Origin of the sequence: Paracoccus binzhouensis (assembly GCF_016446475.1) — a bacterium.
GTDB classification, from domain to species: domain Bacteria; phylum Pseudomonadota; class Alphaproteobacteria; order Rhodobacterales; family Rhodobacteraceae; genus Paracoccus; species Paracoccus binzhouensis.
In genome coordinates this window covers 1-21,644 of the sequence record NZ_JAEHFP010000076.1, presented here as the reverse complement: position 1 = coordinate 21,644, position 21,644 = coordinate 1, and the positions used below count along the sequence as shown (strand labels likewise).

17 protein-coding genes and 2 pseudogenes are annotated in these 21,644 nt (G+C 68.4%); 7 read left to right on the top strand and 12 right to left on the bottom strand.

Annotated features, from left to right (window positions below; translation table 11 throughout):
- The 3 genes and pseudogenes from I9P22_RS16265 to cobU form a co-directional block, all read right to left on the bottom strand.
- A pseudogene (locus I9P22_RS16265) lies at window positions 1-181 on the bottom strand (adenosylcobinamide-GDP ribazoletransferase); the annotation flags it as partial.
- Window positions 174-1,130, bottom strand: coding sequence for a nicotinate-nucleotide--dimethylbenzimidazole phosphoribosyltransferase (gene cobT / locus I9P22_RS16260; RefSeq protein WP_199260555.1), 957 nt, complete (start codon window positions 1,128-1,130; stop codon window positions 174-176). The pseudogene I9P22_RS16265 and the gene cobT, both read right to left, overlap by 8 nt.
- On the bottom strand, window positions 1,127-1,660 hold the full coding sequence (cobU, locus tag I9P22_RS16255) for a bifunctional adenosylcobinamide kinase/adenosylcobinamide-phosphate guanylyltransferase (protein ID WP_199260554.1): 534 nt from the start codon (window positions 1,658-1,660) through the stop codon (window positions 1,127-1,129). Before cobU ends, cobT begins: the two co-directional genes overlap by 4 nt.
- A 140-nt stretch (window positions 1,661-1,800) precedes the next feature.
- Here cobU and I9P22_RS16250 point away from each other — a divergent pair, with 140 nt between their 5' ends.
- The 6 genes from I9P22_RS16250 to I9P22_RS16225 all read left to right on the top strand — a co-directional run bounded on the left by I9P22_RS16250 (window position 1,801) and on the right by I9P22_RS16225 (window position 7,928).
- Window positions 1,801-3,405, top strand: a complete 1,605-nt coding sequence (locus tag I9P22_RS16250; RefSeq protein WP_199260553.1) for a peptide ABC transporter substrate-binding protein — start codon at window positions 1,801-1,803, stop codon at window positions 3,403-3,405.
- A 68-nt stretch (window positions 3,406-3,473) separates the two neighbouring features.
- Entirely contained in the window at window positions 3,474-4,391 is a 918-nt protein-coding gene (oppB, locus tag I9P22_RS16245) for an oligopeptide ABC transporter permease OppB (RefSeq protein ID WP_199260552.1), read from the top strand.
- A 3-nt stretch (window positions 4,392-4,394) separates the two neighbouring features.
- Window positions 4,395-5,318, top strand: coding sequence for an ABC transporter permease subunit (locus I9P22_RS16240; RefSeq protein ID WP_199260551.1), 924 nt, complete (start codon window positions 4,395-4,397; stop codon window positions 5,316-5,318).
- Between the two features lies 1 nt (window position 5,319).
- Window positions 5,320-6,375 carry an oligopeptide/dipeptide ABC transporter ATP-binding protein gene (locus I9P22_RS16235; RefSeq protein ID WP_199260550.1) on the top strand — a complete coding sequence of 352 codons (1,056 nt, stop codon included), beginning with the start codon at window positions 5,320-5,322 and terminating at the stop codon, window positions 6,373-6,375.
- On the top strand, window positions 6,372-7,385 hold the full coding sequence (locus tag I9P22_RS16230) for an oligopeptide/dipeptide ABC transporter ATP-binding protein (RefSeq protein ID WP_199260549.1): 1,014 nt from the start codon (window positions 6,372-6,374) through the stop codon (window positions 7,383-7,385). Before I9P22_RS16235 ends, I9P22_RS16230 begins: the two co-directional genes overlap by 4 nt.
- Window positions 7,386-7,442: 57 nt before the next feature.
- Window positions 7,443-7,928, top strand: a complete 486-nt coding sequence (locus tag I9P22_RS16225) for a HugZ family pyridoxamine 5'-phosphate oxidase (RefSeq protein ID WP_199260548.1) — start codon at window positions 7,443-7,445, stop codon at window positions 7,926-7,928.
- A gap of 37 nt (window positions 7,929-7,965) precedes the next feature.
- Here the strand turns inward: I9P22_RS16225 and I9P22_RS16220 are convergent, their stop codons facing one another.
- Window positions 7,966-10,260 (bottom strand): glycosyl hydrolase family 28-related protein, encoded by a 2,295-nt coding sequence (locus tag I9P22_RS16220; RefSeq protein ID WP_199260547.1) that lies wholly within the window; start codon window positions 10,258-10,260, stop codon window positions 7,966-7,968.
- Between the two features lie 140 nt (window positions 10,261-10,400).
- Window positions 10,401-11,993 (bottom strand): lysine--tRNA ligase, encoded by a 1,593-nt coding sequence (locus I9P22_RS16215; protein ID WP_199260556.1) that lies wholly within the window; start codon window positions 11,991-11,993, stop codon window positions 10,401-10,403.
- An 89-nt stretch (window positions 11,994-12,082) separates the two neighbouring features.
- On the opposite strand from I9P22_RS16215, the gene I9P22_RS16210 reads away from it, so the two are divergent.
- Window positions 12,083-12,505 carry a tellurite resistance TerB family protein gene (locus tag I9P22_RS16210; protein WP_199260546.1) on the top strand — a complete coding sequence of 141 codons (423 nt, stop codon included), beginning with the start codon at window positions 12,083-12,085 and terminating at the stop codon, window positions 12,503-12,505.
- Window positions 12,506-12,560: 55 nt separating this feature from the next.
- On the opposite strand, the gene I9P22_RS16205 is transcribed toward I9P22_RS16210, so the two are convergent.
- The 7 genes and pseudogenes from I9P22_RS16205 to I9P22_RS16175 form a co-directional block, all read right to left on the bottom strand.
- Complete coding sequence (locus tag I9P22_RS16205) at window positions 12,561-13,988, bottom strand: D-alanyl-D-alanine carboxypeptidase/D-alanyl-D-alanine-endopeptidase (protein WP_199260545.1); 1,428 nt, start codon at window positions 13,986-13,988, stop codon at window positions 12,561-12,563.
- Window positions 13,985-14,590 carry a nicotinate-nucleotide adenylyltransferase gene (locus tag I9P22_RS16200; RefSeq protein WP_199260544.1) on the bottom strand — a complete coding sequence of 202 codons (606 nt, stop codon included), beginning with the start codon at window positions 14,588-14,590 and terminating at the stop codon, window positions 13,985-13,987. The genes I9P22_RS16205 and I9P22_RS16200 overlap by 4 nt, the downstream gene beginning before the upstream one ends.
- A 3-nt stretch (window positions 14,591-14,593) precedes the next feature.
- Complete coding sequence (locus I9P22_RS16195; protein WP_199260543.1) at window positions 14,594-16,261, bottom strand: formate--tetrahydrofolate ligase; 1,668 nt, start codon at window positions 16,259-16,261, stop codon at window positions 14,594-14,596.
- A 49-nt stretch (window positions 16,262-16,310) separates the two neighbouring features.
- Complete coding sequence (locus I9P22_RS16190; protein ID WP_199260542.1) at window positions 16,311-17,447, bottom strand: OpgC domain-containing protein; 1,137 nt, start codon at window positions 17,445-17,447, stop codon at window positions 16,311-16,313.
- Window positions 17,444-19,624 (bottom strand): glucans biosynthesis glucosyltransferase MdoH, encoded by a 2,181-nt coding sequence (gene mdoH / locus I9P22_RS16185; RefSeq protein ID WP_199260541.1) that lies wholly within the window; start codon window positions 19,622-19,624, stop codon window positions 17,444-17,446. Before mdoH ends, I9P22_RS16190 begins: the two co-directional genes overlap by 4 nt.
- Window positions 19,621-21,159, bottom strand: coding sequence for a glucan biosynthesis protein (locus I9P22_RS16180; protein ID WP_233253437.1), 1,539 nt, complete (start codon window positions 21,157-21,159; stop codon window positions 19,621-19,623). Before I9P22_RS16180 ends, mdoH begins: the two co-directional genes overlap by 4 nt.
- A gap of 227 nt (window positions 21,160-21,386) precedes the next feature.
- Window positions 21,387-21,644: pseudogene (locus I9P22_RS16175) on the bottom strand (hypothetical protein); the annotation flags it as partial.

The following is a 21,644-nucleotide window of genomic DNA, read 5'->3' as shown; positions in this document are numbered from 1 at the left end:
GCCCGGCCAGGACGGCCAGGCCCAGCACGACCGCACCGGCCAGCCCGACCGCCAGCCCGGCCAGCGGAAAGGCCCAGGCCGCCTGCGCCAGCGGCGGCGGTGCGGCGGGCAGCCAGCGGCCGACCGGCAGCCGGGTCAGCCAGACCAGCGCCAGCACCGCTTCAGCCGCAAGCCTAGCCAATCCCGGCCTCGGCAAAGGTCGCCATGCCGTTATGGCATTCCAGCGCCGCGCGCAGGATCATCAGCGCCACCGCCGCGCCCGAGCCCTCGCCCAGCCGCATGTCCAGCGTCACCACCGGCTTCTTCTGCATCACCGCGATCAGGCGGCGATGGCCCGGCTCGGCGCTTTCATGGCCGATCAGGCAATGGTCCAGCGCATTCTTGTCGTTCACCAGCAGCACGCCCGCCGCCGCCGAGCAGATGAACCCGTCGAGGATGACCGGAATCCCCAGTTCGCGCGCCCGGATCACCGCGCCGCAGATCGCCGCCTGCTCGCGCCCGCCATAGCTGCCCAGGATCGAGGCCGCCGTGGCCGCGCCCTTGTGACGCTTGAGCCCGGTCTCGACGGCGGCGATCTTGCGGGCCAGCACCTCGTCATCGGCGCCGGTGCCGGGACCGACCCAATCCGCGGCGCTGCCGCCGAAGGTCGCCGCCGCCAGCGCCGCGGCGACGGTGGAATTGCCGATCCCCATCTCGCCCAGCAGGATCACGTCGGCCTGCGGGTCCACGGCGTTCTTGCCGGTCTGGATGGCGGCGACCAGCTCGTCGACCTCCATCGCCATGCCGCGGGTGAAGTCGCCGGTCGGGCGGTCCAGGTCCAGCGCGATCACCTGCAACCCGGCCCCGGCCAGCCGGCACAGCTGATTGATCGCTGCGCCGCCGTTGCGGAAATTCTCGACCATCTGGGCGGTCACCTCGACCGGGAACGGGTTCACGCCCTGCGCGGTGACACCGTGATTGCCGGCGAAGACCAGCACCTGCGCGCGCTCGATCACCGGCCGCTCGCGTCCCTGCCAGCCGGCCATAAACACCGCCAGCTCCTCGAGCCGGCCCAGCGAACCGGGGGGCTTGGTCAGCTGGTCCTGGCGGTCGCGGGCGGCGGCGGCGGCGTTCTCGTCGAACTCTTTCAAGATGTCCCTTTCTGCGGTTTCAGGCGAAGCGGCAGGCCGCTGACGGCCATCCAGACCTCGTCCGCGACCCGGGCGACCGCCTGGTTCATCCAGCCATGCTCGTCCCGGAAGCGGCGGGCAAGCGCGTTATCGGGCACGATGCCCAGACCCAGCTCGTTGGTCACCAGCACCACCGGGCTTCGCTGTGCGGGCAGCAATTCGCACAGTGCGCCGACCTGCGGTCCGGGATCATCCCCACCGGCCATCAGGTTCGACAGCCACAGCGTCAGGCAATCGACCAGCCGCGGCCCCTGCCCGTCGGTGCGCGCCAACGCATCGGCCAGGTCGCGCGGCTCCTCGACCGTCTGCCAGTCCGGGCCGCGCCCGGCGCGGTGCCGGCCGATACGCTGCGTCATTTCGTCGTCCCGGGCCTCGGCCGTGGCGATGTAGAATCGCGCCCCCTCGTGGCGGGCCGCGATGGATTCGGCCAGCGCAGACTTGCCGGAACGGGCGCCGCCGGTGACCATGATGACGCGCGGAACATTGCTCATGCCTGTGTTGTTTCACATGGGCGGGCGCTGCGAAAGCCGGAAATCTCACTTGCTGTCTTACAGGTTTTGCGCTCAATTTCGATCATCCGCGCGGCAAGAGACAGCAAGAACCGCGCCATGACATATCAGAGAGGTGCCCCATGACCCGACTGTTCCTGACCACCGCGCTGGTTGCAGGCATGGCCCTGCCGGCGCTGGCCGCCAAGCCCGCCGAGGGCGAGAAGCTGGCCGAGAACCAGTCCTATACCTTCTGGCTGCTGGACGCGATCAAGACCGCCGACCCGCAGAAGAACACCGATGTCGAAGGCTCGGACATCATTCGCCAGCTGTTCGAGGGCCTGCTGAACGAGGACGAGAAGGGCGCGCCGGTCCCCGGCGTCGCCTCGTCGTTCGACCTGTCCGAGGACAAGCGGACCTATACCTTCCACCTGCGTCCCGAGGCGAAATGGTCGAACGGCGACCCGGTCACCGCGCATGATTTCGTCTATGCCTGGCGGCGGCTGGCCGATCCGGCTACGGCCAGCGAATACGCCTGGTTCATGGAACTGATGAACGTCGAGAACGCCACCGCGGTGGTCAAGGGCGAGAAGCAGCCCGAGGAGCTGGGCGTCAAGGCCGTCGATGACCACACGCTGGAGGTCAGGCTGACCACGCCGACGCCCTATTTCCCCAAGATGGTCACGCATGCCTCGACCTTCCCGGTCAACCAGAAGGTGATCGAGGCCGAGGGCGACAACTGGACCGAGGCCGGCAAGCTGGTCGGCAACGGCGCCTATGTGCTGAAAAGCCACGACCTAGGCGTGCAGATCAGCATGGACAAGAACCCGGAATACTGGGACGCCGACAATGTGATCATGGAGCATATCAAGGGTCTGACGGTGAACGACAACAACGTCGCCCTGACCCGCTATCAGGCGGGAGAGCTGGACCGGGTGCAGATCCCGGCCGGGCAATATCCGCGGTTGGAGAAGGAATTCCCCGACCAGGCGGTCTCGATCCCCTATTCCTGCACCTATGCCTATCTGTTCAACGTCAGCGACAAGGGTCCCGAAGCGCTGAAGGACGTGCGGGTGCGCAAGGCGCTGAGCTATGCCATGCAGCGCGACGTGGTGGTGAACCAGATCCTGCAGGGCGGCCAGAAACCGGCCTATAACTGGACGCATTGGGCCATCGAGGGCTTCCAGATGCCCGAGATCGACTATGCCTCCTGGTCCCAGGCCGAGCGGCTGGAAAAGGCCAAGGCCCTGCTGGCCGAGGCCGGCTACGGTCCCGACAAGCCGCTGAAGCTGACCCTGCAATACAATACCGACGAGAACCACAAGAAGATCGCCGTCGCCGCGCAGCAGTTCTACAAGCAGATCGGCGTCGAGCTGACCCTGAACAACGTGGAATGGAAGGTGCATACCGACCGCATGCAGTCGCAGGATTTCGAGATGGCCCGCTATGCCTGGTGCGCCGACTATAACGAGGCCTCGACCTTCCTCGACTATTTCCGCAGCACGGGCATGAATTACGGCAAGTATTCCAACCCGGAATTCGACAAGCTGATGGACGAGTCCAAGACCTCGGACGATCCGAACGAGCAATACACCGCGGCCGAGAAGATCCTGGCCGAGGACATGCCGCTGGTGCCGATCTATCAATACGCCAAGGTCGACATGATCCGCGACGACATCAAGGGCCTGCCGACCGAGAACGTGATGAACGACTGGTATGCCAAGGACATCTACCGCATCCAGAAGTAAGTCCCGGGGGCGGCCGCGCGGCCGCCCCTCCGATCCTGTCCGGCACCTGTCTCCTTGGGAACCTGCGCATGTTCGGCTTCATCCTGCGGCGGCTCGCGGTCGCCATCCCGACGCTGCTTCTGCTGATCGTCGTCTCCTTCCTGCTGATGCACGCCGCGCCCGGCGGCCCCTTCACGCAGGAACGCGCCCTGCCGCCGCAGGTGCTGGCCAACCTGAACGCGAAATACGGGCTTGACGATCCGCTGTGGCGGCAGATCGTCAACTATGTCTGGGGGATCGTCGCGCATTTCGACTTCGGCCCCAGCTTCGTCTATCCCGACCGTTCGGTGAACCAGATCATCGCCGCCGGCTTCCCGGTGACGCTGACCTATGGCGGCATCGCCTTCGTCGTGGCGGTGGCGGTGGGCGTCAGCTTGGGCGTCGCCGCGGCGATCCGGCAGAACAGCTGGATGGACTATCTGGCCGTCGGCGTCTCGATCGGCGCGCAGGTGCTGCCGAACTTCGTCATGGCGCCGCTGCTGGTGCTGGTCTTTACCCTGTGGCTGGGCTGGCTGCCGGGCGGCGGCTGGGGCGGGCCGGTCTACTGGATCATGCCGGTGGTGGCGCTGGCCACGCATTTCATGGCCTCGATCGCGCGCATCACCCGCAGCTCGATGCTCGAGGTGCTGGGCAGCAACCACATCCGCACCGCCCGCGCCAAGGGCCTGCCCGAGCGCGCGGTGATCCTGCGCCATGCGCTCAAGCCCGCCATGCTGCCGGTGATCTCCTATCTCGGGCCGGCCTTCGTCACCATGATCACCGGCTCGGTGGTGATCGACATGTATTTCTCGACCGGCGGCATCGGCCGCAGCTTCGTCGATTCGGCGCTGAACCGCGATTATGCGGTGATGATGGGGATCACCATTCTCGTCGGGGCGCTGACCATTCTCTTCAGCCTCGTGGTCGATGTGCTCTACGCCTGGATCGACCCGAAGATCCGGTATTGAGCCATGATCGACAGCCGTCAGATGCAATCGCTGGCCGCCCGCCTGGCCCAGCCCGAGGTCAGGGGCCGCAGCCCCTGGGCCGATGCCCGCCGCCGCTTTCGCCGCAACAAGGCCGCGATGGTCAGCCTGGTGGTGCTGGTCCTGGTCGGGCTGTTCGCGATCTTCGGCAGCCAGCTGGCCGCCTGGTCGAACGAGGAGATGGACTTCGCGATCATGGGCCAGGCCGCGCAGCTCGGCGCGCCGAGCTGGTCGAACGGGCATTATTTCGGCACCGACGACCTGGGCCGCGACCTGTTCTCGCGCACGGTGCAGGGCACCCAGGTCAGCCTGATGGTCGGGCTGATCGGCGCCGGCATCGCGGTCGTCGTCGGCACGCTTTACGGCGCCACCGCCGGCTATGTCGGCGGCCGCACCGACGGCATCATGATGCGCGCCGTCGATGTGCTGATGTCGATCCCCTACATGTTCGTGCTGATCCTGCTGCTGGTGGTCTTTGGCCGCTCGATGTCCATGCTGTTCCTGGGCATCGGCCTGATTTCCTGGCTGGACATGTCCCGCATCGTGCGCGGCCAGACCCTGAGCCTGAAGAACCGCGAATTCATCGAGGCCGCCCGCGCCACCGGCGTCCCGGCATGGCGGATCATCCTGCGCCATATCGTGCCGAACCTGATGGGCGTGGTCGCGGTCTATGCCACGCTGCTGGTGCCGCTGATGATCCTGTCGGAAAGCTTCATCAGCTTCCTGGGCCTCGGCGTGCAGGAGCCGCTGACCTCCTGGGGGGCGCTGATCTCCGAGGGCGCGGGGACGATGAACTATGGCACGCTCTGGCAGCTGGCCTTTCCGCTGTTCTTCTTCTGCATCACGCTGTTCGCCTTCTTCTTCGTCGGCGACGGCTTGCGCGATGCGCTGGACCCGAAGGATCGCTGACATGGCGCTGCTGGAAATCCGCGACCTGGCCGTGCGCTTCGCCACCACCGACGGCGAGGTCTCGGCCGTCAACGGCATCGACCTGGACCTGGAGCGCGGCCAGACCCTGGGCATCGTCGGCGAAAGCGGCTCGGGCAAGTCGCAACTGGCGTTCTCGATCATGGGTCTGTTGGCGCGGAACGGCCGCGCCACGGGCTCGGTTCGCTTCGACGGCACCGAGATCCTGAACGCCCCGCCCAAGGTGCTGAACCGCATCCGCGCCCGCCGCATCGCCATGGTGTTCCAGGACCCGATGACCAGCCTGAACCCCTATATGCGCGTCTCGGACCAGATGGCCGAGGTCCTGATGCTGCACAAGGGCCTGGGCAAGCACGAGGCCGTGGCCGAGGCGGCACGTATGCTCGACGCGGTGAAGATCCCCGACGCGCGCGGCCGCATCCGGCTTTATCCGCACGAGTTTTCCGGCGGCATGCGGCAGCGGGTGATGATCGCCATGGCGCTGCTCTGCCGTCCGGACCTGCTGATCGCCGACGAGCCGACCACGGCGCTGGACGTGACCGTGCAGGCGCAGATCATGCAGCTGCTGGCCGATCTGCAACGCGAATTCGGCATGGCGATGATCCTGATCACCCATGACCTCGGCGTGGTCGCCGGTGCCTGCGAGCGGGTGATGGTCATGTATGGCGGCCGGGTGATGGAGCGCGCGCCGGTCGGACCGATCTTCGCCGACCCCGCGCATCCCTATACCCAGGGCCTGCTGGCGGCGATCCCGCGCGTGGACCAGAAGGGCGAGCGGCTGACCGCCATTCCCGGCAGCCCGCCCAACATGACCAACCCGCCGCCCGGCTGTCCCTTCGCGCCGCGCTGCGCCTATGCCATGCCGGCTTGCGAGACCATGCCGCCGCTCGACGCCTTCGCGCCGGGGCGCGAGCGCGCCTGCCATGCCGGCCTTGCCACGGTGCGCGCCGGCCATGCCCCGCAGCCCGACCTGCCCGAGCCCGCCGCCGCCGACCTCGAGGAGGCGCCGGCCGGGATACTTCAGGAGGCCAAGCCATGACCGCCAAGCCGCTGATCGAGGCGCGCGACCTGCGCGTCACCTTCCAGCTTCCCGCGCAAGGCGCCCTGCCCTGGGCCAAGTCGCGCCTGCTGCATGCCGTGGGCGGGGTGGATTTCACTCTGATGCCGGGCGAGACGCTGGGCATCGTCGGCGAATCCGGCTCGGGCAAATCGACCTTGGCGCGGGCGCTGACCGGCCTGGTCCCGGCGACCGGCCGGGCGATCTGGCAGGACGGCACCGACCTGATCGGCCTGTCGCCGCGCCAGATGCTGAAATACCGCAGCCAGATCCAGATGGTGTTCCAGGATCCGCTGGCCAGCCTGAACCCGCGCATGACCGTGGGCCAGATCATCGCCGAGCCGCTGACCACCCATCACAAGGGCCTGGGCCGCGACGAGGTCAGGCGCCGCGTCAAGGACATGATGGACCGCGTCGGCCTGCTTCCGAACCAGATCAACCGCTATCCGCACGAATTCAGCGGCGGCCAGTGCCAGCGCATCGGCATCGCCCGGGCGCTGATCGTTGAGCCGAAACTGGTGATCTGCGACGAGCCGGTCTCGGCGCTGGACGTCTCGATTCAGGCCCAGGTCATCAACCTGCTGGACGAGCTGCAGCGCGACCTGGGACTGGCGCTGATCTTCATCGCCCATGACCTCTCGGTGGTGAAGCATATCAGCGACCGGGTGCTGGTGATGTATCTGGGCCGGGTAATGGAGCTGGCCGGGTCGCAGGCGCTCTATGCCGATCCGCAGCATCCCTATACCCAGGCGCTGCTTTCGGCGGTGCCGATCCCCGATCCGCAGCTGGAACGCGACAAGCGGATGATCCCGCTGCGGGGCGAGCTGCCCTCGCCGATGAGCCCGCCCTCGGGCTGCGTGTTCCGCACCCGCTGCCCGCGCGCGCAGGCCCTCTGCGCCGCCGAGCGGCCGGCGCTTCTGGGCGACGGGCACCTGACCGCCTGCCATTTCCCCGGCGCGCTGCGCCCCGAGGAACTGGCGGCAAGTGCCTGACAAATCCTGTTGAAAATCCGGTTGCCGGCCGGGCCGGGACCGGCGCAGCATGGCGCCATGAAACCGGACCCGATTCGCGAAACCACGGATGAGGCCCGCGCGCTGGCCCGGCAGTTGCTGGCGGGGGCGCGCCATGCCAGCCTGGGTACGCTCGATCCCGAAACCGGCGTGCCGCTGGTCACCCGCATCGCCTTGCAGGCCGACGCGGACGGCACGCCGCTGGCCCTGCTGTCGGGGCTGGCGGCGCATACGCGCGCCCTGGCCGCCGACCCGCGCGCCGGGCTGCTGGTCGCGGCCGAGCCGGCCAGAGGCGACGCCATGACCCATGCCCGGCTGTCGATCCTCGGCCGCGCCGTGCTGGCCGCGCCGGATGAAACCCGCCGCGCCCGCTGGCTGGCGCATGATCCCAAGGCCAGGGTCTATCTAGACCTGCCGGATTTCCGCTTCTGGCGCATCGAGCCGCTGTCGGGTCTCTTGAATGCCGGCTTCGGCCAGGCCTTCAGGCTGCTGCCCGCCGACATGCTGGAACCCCCGGCGGGGTGATTCGCCGGGGGCCTCGGGAGCAGGCCGCAAACGACCCTCAGTCCGGGTTGTCCATCCGCGCCCGCAGGCTGACCGAGCCGCGCACAGCCGCACTCCAGTTCAGCGCGATCTGGCGCTCGTTGGCCGCCAGCTGGGTCTGCACCCAGGGCATCTCGCCGACCCGGGCATTGGCGGAATTGGTGATGGCGCTGGTCGCCACGATGGATTCGACATTGCGCACCCAGCCGTTGAAGGGCAGCGCCTTATCCACCGTGATCAGCCAGCGGTTCGAGGCGGTGGCCTGGCTGTGGCTGATGTCCACCGGATTGGCGACATAGGTGTTCACGCCGTTGAACATGTTGCCCTGGAACTGGATGTTGCGCATGCGCTGATAGTTCAGGTCGGCAAAGGTGGTGTCCACCTTGTCGATGCGGGTGATCTTGTTCACCAGCGACTTGAACACATTGTCCATCACCGCCAGGCCGTGGATGAAATGCCCGCTGCCATAGGGCTTCACCACCAGCCAGTTGAAGCCCAGCGTCGTGTTCGAGGCCAGGAAGGTGTTGCCGGTGATGGTCAGCCCGCCGAAGGAATATTCCTCGCCCTCGAAATCCGGCCGCGGGTCATGCTCGTTGGTCCATTCGATCGAGCAGTTGTCGATATAATTGCCGGTGATCGTCGCCTGGACGTTGGTCTGGGTCAGGATCAGCCCGCCGAAGCGCACGCCGTTCTGGGCATTGTCGCCCTGGAACCAGTGGTTGCCCTCGATCATGTGGCCGCCGCCGTTCATCACCGCGAAATGCGCGAAGCGGATGAAGCGGCTGTGGCGGATCTTGGCGTCGTTGTTGTTGATGTTGATGGCGACGGTCTTGCGGTTCTGCGCCAGATCGCTCATCTCGTTGGACAGGAACTGGCAGCGATCGACCAGCAGGTCCTGGCAGCAGGACCCGATCGAGGTGATGCCGCGATCCTTCGGCCGGGTGAAATAGCAGTCGCGGAAGCAGTTCATGGTGCCGGTCCTGGCCAGCATGACACCGCTGGCATTGCCGTCCAGCAGGAACTCGATATCGTCGAAGTTCAGGCGGCTGAGATGCTCCATATCCGCGAAATCGAACGCATAGCGATAGCGCTCGAAGGTATAGCTCCGCGTCCCCGCCCCCCCGAACAGCGGGTTCGACAGGGTCAGCGTGCCCTGGGCCACGTTCTTGTCGCGCACATAGACCTCGCGCCCGACGCCGTTGCCGATCACGCGCGAGCCGATCTCGATATTGGCGACATTGCCGACCCCGGACAGGGTCAGCGACCGGTCCGGGTCGTAGGTCGCGACCGAGGTGGCCGTGGCCGTATCCCAGGCCGGACCGGGGACGATGCTGATCTGGCCGTTGGCGATCACCCGGCGGTTGGCAAAGCTGGTCATGCCCGGGGCCGCGCCGGCAACGGTGATCGGCTCGGACAGATGCACGACCCGCCCGCGCAGGTCCAGCACCGAATGATCGGTAAAGCCCAGCAGCGCCTGCAGGGCGCGCTTCAGCCCCTCGGTCTCGTCGCCGAAGGCGGCGGCATAGCTGGGAAAGTCGAAGCTGCGCATCAGCGCCAGCCGGGCGGCGCGCGGCATGCGCAGCGTGCCGGCAAAGCGGATGGGCGAGGCGATGCTCAGGTCCGAGCCGATGAAATAGCTGCCCTCGGGCACCAGGATGCCGCGCCCGTCGGCCGCCTGGTCGGCAGCGACGAACGCGGCGCGGTCATCGGTCACGCCATCGCCGAAAGCGCCGAAATCGCGTACGTCGACCCAGTCCAGCATCCCCGGCACGAAGGCCGCGGTCACGTCCTCGATCACCACGCTCTCGATGCGGATCGAGCCGTTGTTGTCGCCGGTCAGGTCCAGGCCGAAATGGCCGAAGGTGGCGTTGCGCCCCCAGGGCATGTCCACGCCCTCGCGCCGGCCGGTGCCGACGACGGCCGAGACCTCGACCACCTGGCCATAGCCGGGCAGCGCCACCGCCGGGCCGACCTGCGTCACCCCCGCGACATTCTCGCCCGCGGCATTGCCGGCGAAGCCGGCGATGCGCACCTGCGGCAGGTTGCCGGCGATGGCCTTCACCCGGGCCGAGATGCGCAGATAGCTGCCCGGATTGATCGGCGTGCGCTGCATGTAGCGGATCGAGGTCACCGCCTCGAGCTTGAGGATCTCGAGGCAACTGCCGAAATCCTCGTCCGCCGGGACGATCGCCGCGTTCGCCGCCCCCGCCCAGGTCGGGGACCCGGCGCGGCCATCGGTCTGGGACCACTGATTCAGCCCCAGCCGGAAGGCGCGCGGCATCAGTGACTGGTTGCCGATAATCGCGATGGTCATCCCAAATTCTCCCTCATCCAGATCATGCGAGGCGGATGCCCGCGCGGTCTGTCAGGACTCTGGCAATGTCGCGTTAACCGGCCGTTAACCCTGCGCGCGCGGCAACGCCGCCGCGCGCAACATGAAATTCCTGCGCCAGATCAGGTGGTTGGCTCTGCCACCAGTTCGCCGGCCAGCGCGCGCTCGATCAGCGTCCGGGTCTCGTCCACGCCGTAAAGCGCGATGAACCCGCCGAATCGCGGCCCCTGGTCGGCGCCCAGAAGCACCTGGTAGAGGGCCTGGAACCAGTCCTTCATCGGCTCGAACCCGTGCTCGCGGCCGATGGCGAAGACCATGGTCTGCAGCGCCTCGGCATCGGCGGGCTGCTCCCAGGCCGCCAGCCGGCCGGCCAGATCCTCCAGCGCCCGGCGCTCGATCTCGGAAGGCTGGCGGAACACCCGCGTCGGCGCCACGAAATCGTTGAAATAGCGCACGGCGAATTCGGCGGCCGCATCCAGCGTCGGATTGGTCTCGGGGCTGGCATCGGGCGCATAGCGGCGGATGAAGCCCCAGAGCCCGGTCTTGTCCTTGGCCCCGGCCACCGAGGCGAGGTTCAAGAGCATCTGGAACGGCACCACCATGTCCGATTCCGGAACCTGGCCGCCATGGATATGCCAGACCGGGTTGGCCAGCTGCTGGTCCAGCGTCTGGCCGGGATAGGCGCGCAGCTGCTGGTGATATTCGTCCACCGCCTTGGGGATGACGTCGAAATACATCCGCTTGGCGGTCTTGGGCTTCTGGAACATGAAATAGCTCAGGCTCTCGGTCGCCGCATAGGTCAGCCATTCGTCGATGGAAAGGCCGTTGCCCTTGGACTTGCTGATCTTCTGGCCGTGCTGGTCCAGGAACAGCTCATAGGTGAAATGCTCGGGCGGCCGGCCGCCCAGGATCTTGCAGATGCCGTCATAGATCGGGGTATTGGTGGAATGATCCTTGCCATACATCTCGAAATCGACGTCCAGCGCCGCCCAGCGGGCGCCGAAATCGGGCTTCCATTGCAGCTTCACATGGCCGCCGGTGACCGGCAGGGTCAGCTCCTGCCCGTCCTCGTCGTCGAAGGTGATGGTGCCGGCCTTGGCATCGACATGCTTGATCGGCACGTAAAGCACCTTGCCGGTCTTGGGGCTGATCGGCAGGAAGCAGGAATAGGTCTGCTGCCGCTCTTCGCGCAGGCTGGCCAGCATCACCTGCATGATGGCGTCATATTGCTCGGCCGCCTTCAGCAGCGTCGCGTCGAAGCGGCCGGACTTGTAGAACTCGGTCGCGCTGATGAATTCGTATTCGAAGCCGAAGGTGTCGAGGAAGCGGCGCAGCATGGCATTGTTATGCGCGCCGAAGCTGTCATACTCGCCGAACGGGTCCGGCACCGTGGTCAGCGGCTCCTGCAGGTGCTGGCGCAGCATCTCCTGCTGGGGCACGTTGTCGGGAACCTTGCGCATCCCGTCCATGTCGTCCGAGAAGCAGAACAGCCGCGTCGGGATGTCCGAGATCATCTCGAACGCCCGGCGGATCATGGTGGTGCGCGCCACCTCGCCGAAGGTGCCGATATGCGGCAGGCCCGAGGGGCCGTAGCCGGTCTCGAACAGCACATAGCCCTTTTCCGGGTCCTTCTTCTCATAGCGTTTCAGCACGCGGCGGGCCTCCTCGAAGGGCCAGGCCTTGGATGTCATCGCGGCGTCGCGCAGGGCGGTCATGGTTCGGGTCTCCATAGCTTAGGCCTTCCCCCGTATTGAAACGGGCCGGAATGGTCAATAATTTCGCCGGACAGCCACGGAGATTTGCCATGACCGACAATGTCCCCTCGTTCTCGCCTTGCGACGCGCTGGTCGCGGTGATGGTGGGGGTCTCGGCCTCGGACCAGAACCCGCGCACCGCCGAGCTTCTGGCCATCGAGCGGGCGGTGAACCACACGCCGGTCTTCGCCAATTACGACATCGACCGCATCCGCGCCGTGTCGCAGACCGTGCTGAGCCTGTTCGAGGAAGAGGACGGGCTGGACGCGCTGTTCGGCCTGGTGCGCGAGGCGCTGCCGGAAAAGCTTTACGACACCGCCTATGTGCTGGCCTGCGACGTGGCGGCCTCCGACGGCCGGCTGGGCGAGATCGAGGCCGAGATGCTGGCCGAGATCCGCGACCAGCTCGACATCGACCGGCTGCATGCCGCGGCCATCGAGCTGGCAGCCCGCGCCCGGCACCGCCTGCCCTGACGTGAGGCGCTGCGCCGGTGGTGCCGTCCCATAAGTATTTGGTGAACGAAGAGGGTCAGAAGCGGGCAAGCCAATCCTCGATCAGCGCCTGCTGCAGGCGTTTCGAGCGCCTGGTCCAGCCCGTGACGCCCTCGGGCAGTTCCTGCCCCGCGCTGGCGGCGCGGCGCGGCTCGTCGCCGGTCAGGATGGCAAAGGCCAGCGTGCGCCCGCCCTCGCGCTGCGCGTAGCCGGCCAGGTTCGAGACGAAGTTCAGCGTGCCGGTCTTGGCCGCGATCACGATGTCGCTTTGCTTGCGCTTGCCCTGCGCGTCGCGCAGCGGGATGGTCTTCATCAGCCCGCGCAGTCCCCGCGCCTGGCCCGGCCCGGCAAGCAGCTGTGCCATCATCCGCGCGGTGACGCGGTTTTCTGGCGACAGGCCGGAATGGTCATGGAAGGCGAAACCCGCCGCGATCCCCCGCCCGCGCAGCCAGTCCGCCATGGCGGCGGCCGAGCTGCCGATATCGCCGGCGCCGCTGGCCTGCAGGCCGATCACCTCGGCGGTCAGGTTGGTGGAATATTCCATCATGCCGCGGATGATCTCGTCGAGCGGCGGGCTGTCGTGGCGGGCGATCTCCTGCCCCTCGGGCAGAAGCTCGATCACCTCGGGATTGGGCAGCACCAGCCCGCGCGCCCGGCACAGCGTCTGGAACACGTCGCCCGCGTAAAGCTCGGGGCGGCGCACCGGCAGCCAGCGGCTGCCCGCCTTGCCGAGGCTGCGGCGGGCGATGGTCCAGTGCTCCAGCTTGCCGGCCTCGTAGGTGAAGAGCGGCAGCGCCCGGTCCACCGGCGTGATCGAGGCGGTATAGGCCCGCGGCGACAGCTTGCGGCCCCGCGCCTGCAGGGACAGCCGATAGCCCGCGTCGCCGCGCCGCCAGTCCAGATGCACGCGGTTGAAGTTCAGCACCATGCCCGAAATCGAGGGATTGTAGGGCAGATGCTCGTCCTGCTCCGGGTCCAGCCGGCCGATGCGCGGCAAGGCGCCGCCCCAGACGGCGAAGCTTGCCGGCGCGCCGCGGCCCGAACCCTTCTCGGCCGCGACGGTGGCGGCGGCCAGCGCGTCCAGCGCGTCGGTGTCCAGCACCGGATTGCCGCCCCCGGCCAGGATCAGCATGTTGCCGGCGCGGAAGACCCGCGTGGCGAAGCGATGCCCGGCCCCCAGCCGGTCGAGCGCGTAAAGCGCCGTCACCGATTTCAGCGTGCTGGCCGGGGCCATGGCCAGGTCGGCCTGGCGCTCGGCCAGCACGGCGCCGCTGGCCGGGTCGATCAGCGCATAGGCGACCGCGCCGCCAAGCCCGGCCTCGGCGATGCGGGCCTCGGGGTCTAAAGCCGGGGCCAGCGCCTGCACGGCCTGCGCGGGTGCCGGGCGGGGCGCCAGCAGGCCCAGCCCAATCCCGAAGCCGGCCCCGAAACCCGTGATGAAACCGCGCCGCGAGATTGCGTTCATGTCTTTCCTTTCCGCCGCCGCGCCCGGATCGCGGTCGAGCTGAGCTTGTTCAGCGGCACGTTGATCAGCGCCCAGGCCGGAGGCCGGGCCGCGGCCAGGCGCCGGACCTGCGCCTGGGGCAGGCGCGCCGCCCAGAGCATCCGCGCCGCGCGCGAGAAGCGGGCCGGCATCCGCCAGCCCGGCCGCGCGATTACCCCGATGGGCACCCGCGCCGCGATGTCGCGCCAGCGGTCCCAGCGGTCGAACTGCACCAGGTTGTCCGCCCCCATCAGCCAGACGAAGCGCACGCCCGGATAAAGCCGCTGCAGCGCCGCGATGGTGTCGCGGGTCATGCGCGTGCCCAGCTGCGCCTCGATGCCGGTGATCTCGACCCGCGGGTGGTGCATGATCCGCTCGGCGCGGGCGATGCGCTGGTCCAGCGGCGCCGGGCCATGCGCCTTCAGCGGGTTGCCGGGGCTGACCAGCCACCAGATGCGGTCGAGCCCGAAGCGGCGCAGCGCCTCCTCGGTGATATGGACATGGCCCTCATGCGCGGGATCGAAGGAGCCGCCCAGAAGCCCGACCGCCATGCCCGGCAGCGCGATGGGAAACCCCGCCCGCATGGTTCAGAACAGGCCCTGCACGTCGCCGCGGCCGTCCAGCCCGATGCGCAGCGCCGCCGGGTTGCGCGGCAGGCCCGGCATGGTCATGATGTCGCCGCAGATCGCCACCACGAAGCCGGCCCCGGCCGAGAGCCGCACCTCGCGCACCGGGATGGTGAAGCCCTCGGGCGCGCCAAGCGCCGCCGGATCGGCGGAGAAGGAATATTGCGTCTTGGCCATGCAGACCGGCAGATGGCCATGGCCGGCGGCCTGCCATTCCTCCAGCCGCTCGATGATATGCGGCAGGAACTCGACCTCGGCGGCGCGGTAGATGCGCTTGCAGACCGTCTCGATCTTCTGGCGCAGCGACATGTCGTCGGGATAGAGCGGCGCGAAATCCGACGGCTGCTCGGCCAGCGCCACCACGGCTCGGGCCAGCGCCTCGGCCCCGGCGCCGCCCTCGGCCCAGTGCCGGCACAGCACCGCCTGGACGCCATGGGCGCGGCAATATTCGCTCAGCGCCGCCAGCTCGGCCTCGGTATCGCCCGAGAAATGGTTGATCGCCACCACCACCGGCAGGCCGTAATGGCGCAGGTTCTCCATATGGCGGCCGAGATTGGCGCAGCCGGCCTGCAGGGCCGCGACATTCTCGGCCCCCAGGTCGGCCCGCGCCACGCCGCCGTTCATCTTCAGCGCCCGCACCGTCGCCACCAGCACCGTGGCGTCGGGCTGCAGCCCGGCCAGGCGGCACTTGATGTCCAGGAACTTCTCGGCCCCCAGGTCGGCGCCGAAACCGGCCTCGGTCACGACGTAATCCGACAGCGCCAGCGCCGTGCGCGTCGCCATGACCGAGTTGCAGCCATGGGCGATATTGGCGAAGGGCCCGCCATGGACCAGCGCCGGGTTGTTCTCCAGCGTCTGCACCAGGTTCGGCTGCAGCGCATCGCGCAAGAGCACCGTCATCGCCCCGTCCGCGCCCAGGTCGCGCGCGGTGATCGGCTGGCGGTCGACGGTGTGGCCGATGACGATGCGGCCCAGCCGCGCCTGCAGGTCGTCCAGGTCCGAGGCCAGGCACAGGATCGCCATGACCTCGGAGGCGACGGTGATGTCGAAGCCGGTCTCGCGCGGATAGCCGTTGGCCGGGCCGCCAAGCGCGATCACCATCTGCCGCAGCACCCGGTCGTTCATGTCCATCACCCGGCGCCAGGTGATCCGGCGCGGGTCGATGCGCAGCGCATTGCCCCAATAGATATGGTTGTCGATCATCGCCGACAGCAGGTTGTGGGCGCTGGTGACGGCGTGGAAATCGCCGGTGAAATGCAGGTTCATCTCCTCCATCGGCACGATCTGCGCATGGCCGCCGCCGGCGGCGCCGCCCTTCATGCCGAAATTCGGGCCCAGGCTGGCCTCGCGGATGCAGATGCTGGCGCGCTTGCCGATGCGGTTCAGCGCGTCGCCCAGGCCGACGGTGGTGGTGGTCTTGCCCTCGCCGGCCGGGGTGGGGTTGATCGCCGTGACCAGCACCAGCTTGCCCGGCGGCCGGCCGGCCAGGCCGCGGATGCAGGCATGGCTGATCTTGGCCTTGTCATGGCCATAGGGCAGGATATCGCCCTCGGCCAGGCCGAGGCGGGCGGCGATCCGGGCGATGGGCTGCTTGCGCGCCGCCCGGGCGATCTCGATATCCGATTTCATCTGTCCCTCCGTGACCTGCGCGCCAAATTGAGCGGCGAGCGGTCGGGCGTCAATCCAACCGAAGTCGCGCGCGCAATTGCGGCAGCCAGCCCTGGCGCCGCATCCACAAGGCGGCGATAGCCCAGAAGGCCAGGATCAGCCAGATGTCGATGGCCAGCCGCAGCCAGAACCAGGCCGGTCCGCCCTTGGGCACGGTCATGTCCAGCGCATCGCCCCAGATCGACAGCATCACGCAGACGATGAACGAGAAAAGCCCGCCCCGCCCGATCTCGGCCAGCGCCTCGCCCGGCCGGGTTCCCGCGATCCAGGCGAAGGGCCGGGCCAGCGGCACCGCCACGATCCAGCTGGCGGCCAGGATGGCGACGAAGCGGGCGAAATCCAGCGACCACTTGTCGATCCCGCCGGTGATCTGGCGCAGGGCATCGGTCAGGGGCTTGGCCGGGGCGCCGATCTTCCAGCTGGTCACCACGGTCAGGCTGAACAGCAGCACGCCGGCCGAGACGACGGTCAGCAGCCGGCCATGACGCTGCAGGACCGGCATGATGCGGTCGCGGAACGCGCCCATGGCCACGCCCGAGAAGAACAGCAGCTGCCAGCCGAAGGGGTTGAACAGCAACCCCGGACCCGGCCGCTGGTTCGGGATCAGCGCGTTCAGCGGCGCGGCGAACCACCAGACCGCCACCGAGACCGCCAGGGCCACCCAGGGCATGCGCAGCAGGAAGGGCACGGTCAGCGGCACGGTGGCGATCAGCAGCACGTAAAGCGCCAGCACGTCCAGCAGGTTCGGCTGCATCCACATCAGCGCCACCGTGGCGACATAGCCGATGGGATGTTCCAGGATCCAGCGCGCATACTGGAACCAGACGGCCGTGTGGTTCATGTGCAGCCTGAACAGCAGCGCCGAGAACAGCGCCAGCAGGATGGCGCCGGCGATCAGTGCCAGCCAGACCTGCGCCGCGCGCTTCAGGAAGCGCAGCTGCGCGGTGTGGCGGCCCTGGCGCGCCTCGACCTTGACCCAGACCATGCCGACCAGGAAGCCCGACAGCAGCACGAACAGCTCGGCCGCGTCGAAGACGGCGAAGTTGGTCAGCGTCAGGTTGCGCAGCAGGCCGATCGGCATGTGGTCCAGCATGATGCAGACCAGCGCATAGCCGCGCAGCATGTCCAGGGCGGCAATACGGTTCATTGCGGCAGTTTCGCGAAGGCGTCGATCAGGGCGCGGTTCTCGATCAGCGCCAGCTTTTCGGCCGGGTTGAGGAAGCTCAGCGCCTGCTGGCGCGAGGCGGCATGGCCGATCTTGGCCTCGGCCGAGATGGCGTCCAGCCGCTCGGCGACAGGGGCCTGCGCGGTCGCGGGCAGCAGCGCCGCGATGCGGGCGCGCAGCGCCGGGTCGCGGCCCAGCAGCATCAGCCCCTCGCGCGGAAGCGTGCCGGCGATGCGGAAATCCAGCGCGTTGGCGGCGGTCAGCACCTCGGGCGGGTCGCGCTCCTCGGGGGTGACCAGCAGGCCCTGGCGGCGGGCCCAGCGGCCGAAGACCGGGCTGGCCGACCAGCGCGAGGTCAAGGGCGACAGGATCAGCCCGGCCAGGATCGGCGACAGCCAGACCAGCTGCCAGGGCGCCAGGAAGGCCAGCACCAGCAGGGTCGCGGTGCCGGTGACGACATGGATGGCATGGCGGCGCAGCACCACGCCCCAGGGCGGCATCTGCCCGGCGCGGACCTGCGCCTCCCAGCCGGAATCGCGGCCGCGCAGGATCTCGAAGATCTGCCGGGTCTGGATCAGCATCTGCACCGGCGCGATCAGCGCCGACAGCACGATCTCGAACATGGCCGAGGCCAGAAGCCGCACGTTGCCGCCGGAATTCTTCGCCAGCGGCCGCAGCCAGGCGCGGAAGATGGCGATGAATTTCGGCACCAGCAGGAAGGACATGGCGGCGATGAACAGCCACAGCATCCGCACCGGGTCGAAGGTCGGCCAGGTCGGGAACAGCTGGTAGGTCTGCGGAAAATAGTCCGGCCGCGACAGAAGCACATTCGCCGACAGCGCCAGCCCGACCAGGATCATCGCCAGCCAGATCGGCGACATCAGGAAGCCCAGGATGCCGATGACGAAATGCACCCGGCTGATCCAGGCAAACCCGCGCGAGAAGATCAGCCGCGCGTGCTGCAGGTTGCCCTGCGCCCAGCGGCGCTCGCGCACGGCCATGTCCAGAAGCGTCGGCGGGCAGCCCTCGAAGCTCTGGCGCAGGTCGTGGTCCAGCCGCACCTTCCAGCCGGCGCGGCGCAGCAGCGCCGCCTCGACGAAATCGTGGCTCAGGACGGCGCCGCCGAAGGGCGGCTTGCCCGACAGTTCCGGCAGGCCGCAGCATTGCGCGAAGGCGCTGACGCGGATCATCGCGTTATGGCCCCAGAAATTGCCGCTGTCGCCCGACCAGGCGGCGACGCCGCGGGCGATGGCCGGGCCGTAGATGCGGCCGGCGAATTGCGTCAGCCGGGCGAAGATGGTCTGGCCGCCGACCAGCATCGGGATGGTCTGGATCAGGCCAAGGGCCGGGTCGGCATTCATCCGCGCCGACAGCGCCTTGATGGTGGCGGCGCCGACGATGCTGTCGGCGTCCAGCACCACCATCTGCTCGTAGCGCCCGCCCCAGCGGCTGACGAAATCCGCGACATTGCCGGCCTTGCGGCCCTTGTTGCTGCGCCGCCGCCGATACCAGACCGGCACCGGGGAGATGTCGCGCAGCCGGCTGACCGCCGCCATTTCCTCCAGCACGGCATCGGGCTCGCGGCTGTCGGAGAGCACGAATATCTCGGCCCGCTCGCCCAGGCCGACGCGATAGAGATCGCGCGCCAGCGCCGCCAGCAGGCCGGCGGTGGCGGCGGCGTCCTCGTGATAGACCGGCATGATCACCGCGACGCGGGCGTCGTTCGGCCCGCTGGGCGTGCGCAGCCGCCGCGCGAACAGCCCCGAGACCATCGAGGCAAAGGAAAAGCCGACCCAGGTGAAGGTCAGCGCGAACAGCACCAGCAGCACCGATTGCAGGAAGGTCATGCTGGTGCCGAAGGCCAGCACCATCTGCTTCCAGCCGAACCAGCCGATCGCCGCCGCGCCGCCGAAGGCCACCAGCCGCGCGGCGATGGTGCCGATCGAGGGCCCGCCGCTGTCCGGCCCCAGCGGCGGGCGGGCGCGGAAATCCTGCTCGGGCATGTCCAGCGGCGCCTCGGGCGGCGTCGCCGGTGCCCGGGCAGGATCCAGGCCCAGGTCCAGCGCCTCCCATTCCTCGTCGGCGGAAAGCGGCAGGGCCTCGGCCTGGCTGGCCGGACGCGCGCCGGGCTGGCTGCGGATGTCGCTCACGTCACTCACTCGCGCGTCCAGCGGGCGATCCAGGTCTCGCTCAGCGGACCCTCCGGCCCGTTCAGCACCGCCGAAAGATCGGCGAGCTTGGCGCCCTCGGGCAGGTATTCGAAGGCCAGCCGCATCCGCCGCTGATCGGGCAGGCGCAGCAGGTAGCTGTGCCCGATCCGGCCGGCCGAGGCGCGGATCTGCGGCACCGGGTTCTCGGCGCCGAACAGGCCAAGGTCGAAATCGACCACATAGGTGCGGGCGTTGGCATTGTTGACCGCCTTGCCGGACATGGTCTCGACCACGCGGGAAATCGGCGCGCTGTCAGGCACTTCGGCGGCAAAGGTCAGGATGTAGCTGTAGTCGTAGCGATTGCCCGCCACCAGCCGGTCGGCCGGCTGCCAGAACGAAACGATGTTGTCGTTGAACTCGTTCTCGACCGGGATCTCGACCAGGGTGACGGTGCCCCTGCCCCATTCGCCCTGCGGCGCGATCCAGGCTGAGGGCCGCTTTTCATAGCGCGCCTCGGCATCCTTGTAGGATTCGAAGTCGCGCGCCCGCTGCGCCAGGCCGAAGCCTAGGGGATTGTTGTCCATGAAGGCCGAGATCTGCAGGGCGCTGTGCCCCGAAAGCACCCGCCACAGCCGCTGCTCGTCGCCGGTCAGCATCTGCAGCCCGTCGCTGTCATGCACGGCCGGCCGGTAATCGTCCACGCGCGAGCGGTCGGTGGGCCCGAACCAGTACATCGAGGTCAGCGGCGCGATGCCGGCATTGCCCATGTCGGTGCGCGGGAACAGCGCCACGCGGGTGTCGAAGACGGTCTCGGCGCCGGGGGTGATGCGGAACTCGAAGGCGCCCGAGACGGATTCGCTGTCCAGCAGCGCATGGATCAGCACCGAGCGGTCCTGCTCGCCCGGCTTGTGGATCCAGAAGCCGCGGAACATTGGGAATTCCTCGCCCTCGGCGCTGCCGGTGCCGATGGCCAGGCCGCGCGCCGACAGGCCGTAAAGCGTGCCGCGGGCCACGGCGCGGAAATAGCTGGCGCCCTGGAAGACCGCGATCTCGTCCATCACGTCGGGGCGGTTCAGCGGCGCGCGCAGGCGGAAGCCCGACCAGCCCATGTTGCCCAGCGTCTCGTAATCGACGCCGTCGGGGAATTGCGCCGGGTCGAAGTCGAACATGTGCGGATCGAAGCGCACCGGGATCACCACCCCATCGTCCACCAAGCTGATATCCACCGGCTCGTGGAAGATCACCCCCGGCGGCAGCAGGTCCAGCGCGAAATCGCGGCTGCCCGCCCAGGGGTCGCGGTCACGGCGGAAGCGAATGCCGCGATAGCGGTCATAGGTCAGATTGGCGAAGCTGCCGACCAGCTCGGCATCGCGGTATTCGTAGGCCTTGGACGCCAGATCCCGGGCCATGGCCGCCACGTCCTCGAAACCGAAGGGCTTGGGCGGCGCGGCCTCGACCGGCGCGGCCTCGGGGGCGGCGGTCCCGGGACTCTCCTGCGCCAGCGCCGCCCCCAGCGAGGAGGACAGGGCGCCGACCGCCGTCATGGCGGCACCGGCAGAGATGACAAATTCGCGACGACGCATCGACCGACCTCTGTTCTTCGGGCGCGAACGCCCAGAAATTCCGAGCGGATTTCGCATTGCCGCGCGGATCAGGCAAGCCTTTTCGCTGCGAATGGCGGGCTCTTGCCAAGAGTTGATCGGATTTGCCGACGCGAAAGGGCCGCCGCGCCGAATGGCCGGGCAGCCCTCTTGCCGGAAGAATGCGAGCGCTAGCGGTTGATTTCCCGCATCACCCGGCCCTGCGGGCTCATTTCCAGCGAAACCGGCTCGCCTTCGGGATTGACGGCCTGGGCAAGAATGCGCCGACCGTCCTGCGCGATCACGCCCAGGTTGCTGTAGCCGGCCGCGGTCAGCGTCGCGCGCAGCGCGCCGATGTCGAACTGCTGCGCGGGGTCCAGGGCGCCCTGGCGCTGCGGTGCATCCGCGGGCGGGGCGGGCGGCTGGCCCTCGGGCGCGGCGCCGGCGGG

Bases quoted from the DNA above. Each gene is read 5' to 3' on its own strand.
- cobU (WP_199260554.1), bottom strand. From the start codon at position 1,660: ATGAGCAATGTTCCGCGCGTCATCATGGTCACCGGCGGCGCCCGTTCC.
- I9P22_RS16250 (WP_199260553.1), top strand. From the start codon at position 1,801: ATGACCCGACTGTTCCTGACCACCGCGCTGGTTGCAGGCATGGCCCTG.
- oppB (WP_199260552.1), top strand. From the start codon at position 3,474: ATGTTCGGCTTCATCCTGCGGCGGCTCGCGGTCGCCATCCCGACGCTG.
- I9P22_RS16240 (WP_199260551.1), top strand. From the start codon at position 4,395: ATGATCGACAGCCGTCAGATGCAATCGCTGGCCGCCCGCCTGGCCCAG.
- I9P22_RS16235 (WP_199260550.1), top strand. From the start codon at position 5,320: ATGGCGCTGCTGGAAATCCGCGACCTGGCCGTGCGCTTCGCCACCACC.
- I9P22_RS16230 (WP_199260549.1), top strand. From the start codon at position 6,372: ATGACCGCCAAGCCGCTGATCGAGGCGCGCGACCTGCGCGTCACCTTC.
- I9P22_RS16225 (WP_199260548.1), top strand. From the start codon at position 7,443: ATGAAACCGGACCCGATTCGCGAAACCACGGATGAGGCCCGCGCGCTG.
- I9P22_RS16220 (WP_199260547.1), bottom strand. From the start codon at position 10,260: ATGACCATCGCGATTATCGGCAACCAGTCACTGATGCCGCGCGCCTTC.
- I9P22_RS16215 (WP_199260556.1), bottom strand. From the start codon at position 11,993: ATGACCGCCCTGCGCGACGCCGCGATGACATCCAAGGCCTGGCCCTTC.
- I9P22_RS16210 (WP_199260546.1), top strand. From the start codon at position 12,083: ATGACCGACAATGTCCCCTCGTTCTCGCCTTGCGACGCGCTGGTCGCG.
- I9P22_RS16205 (WP_199260545.1), bottom strand. From the start codon at position 13,988: ATGAACGCAATCTCGCGGCGCGGTTTCATCACGGGTTTCGGGGCCGGC.
- I9P22_RS16200 (WP_199260544.1), bottom strand. From the start codon at position 14,590: ATGCGGGCGGGGTTTCCCATCGCGCTGCCGGGCATGGCGGTCGGGCTT.
- I9P22_RS16195 (WP_199260543.1), bottom strand. From the start codon at position 16,261: ATGAAATCGGATATCGAGATCGCCCGGGCGGCGCGCAAGCAGCCCATC.
- I9P22_RS16190 (WP_199260542.1), bottom strand. From the start codon at position 17,447: ATGAACCGTATTGCCGCCCTGGACATGCTGCGCGGCTATGCGCTGGTC.
- I9P22_RS16180 (WP_233253437.1), bottom strand. From the start codon at position 21,159: ATGACGGCGGTCGGCGCCCTGTCCTCCTCGCTGGGGGCGGCGCTGGCG.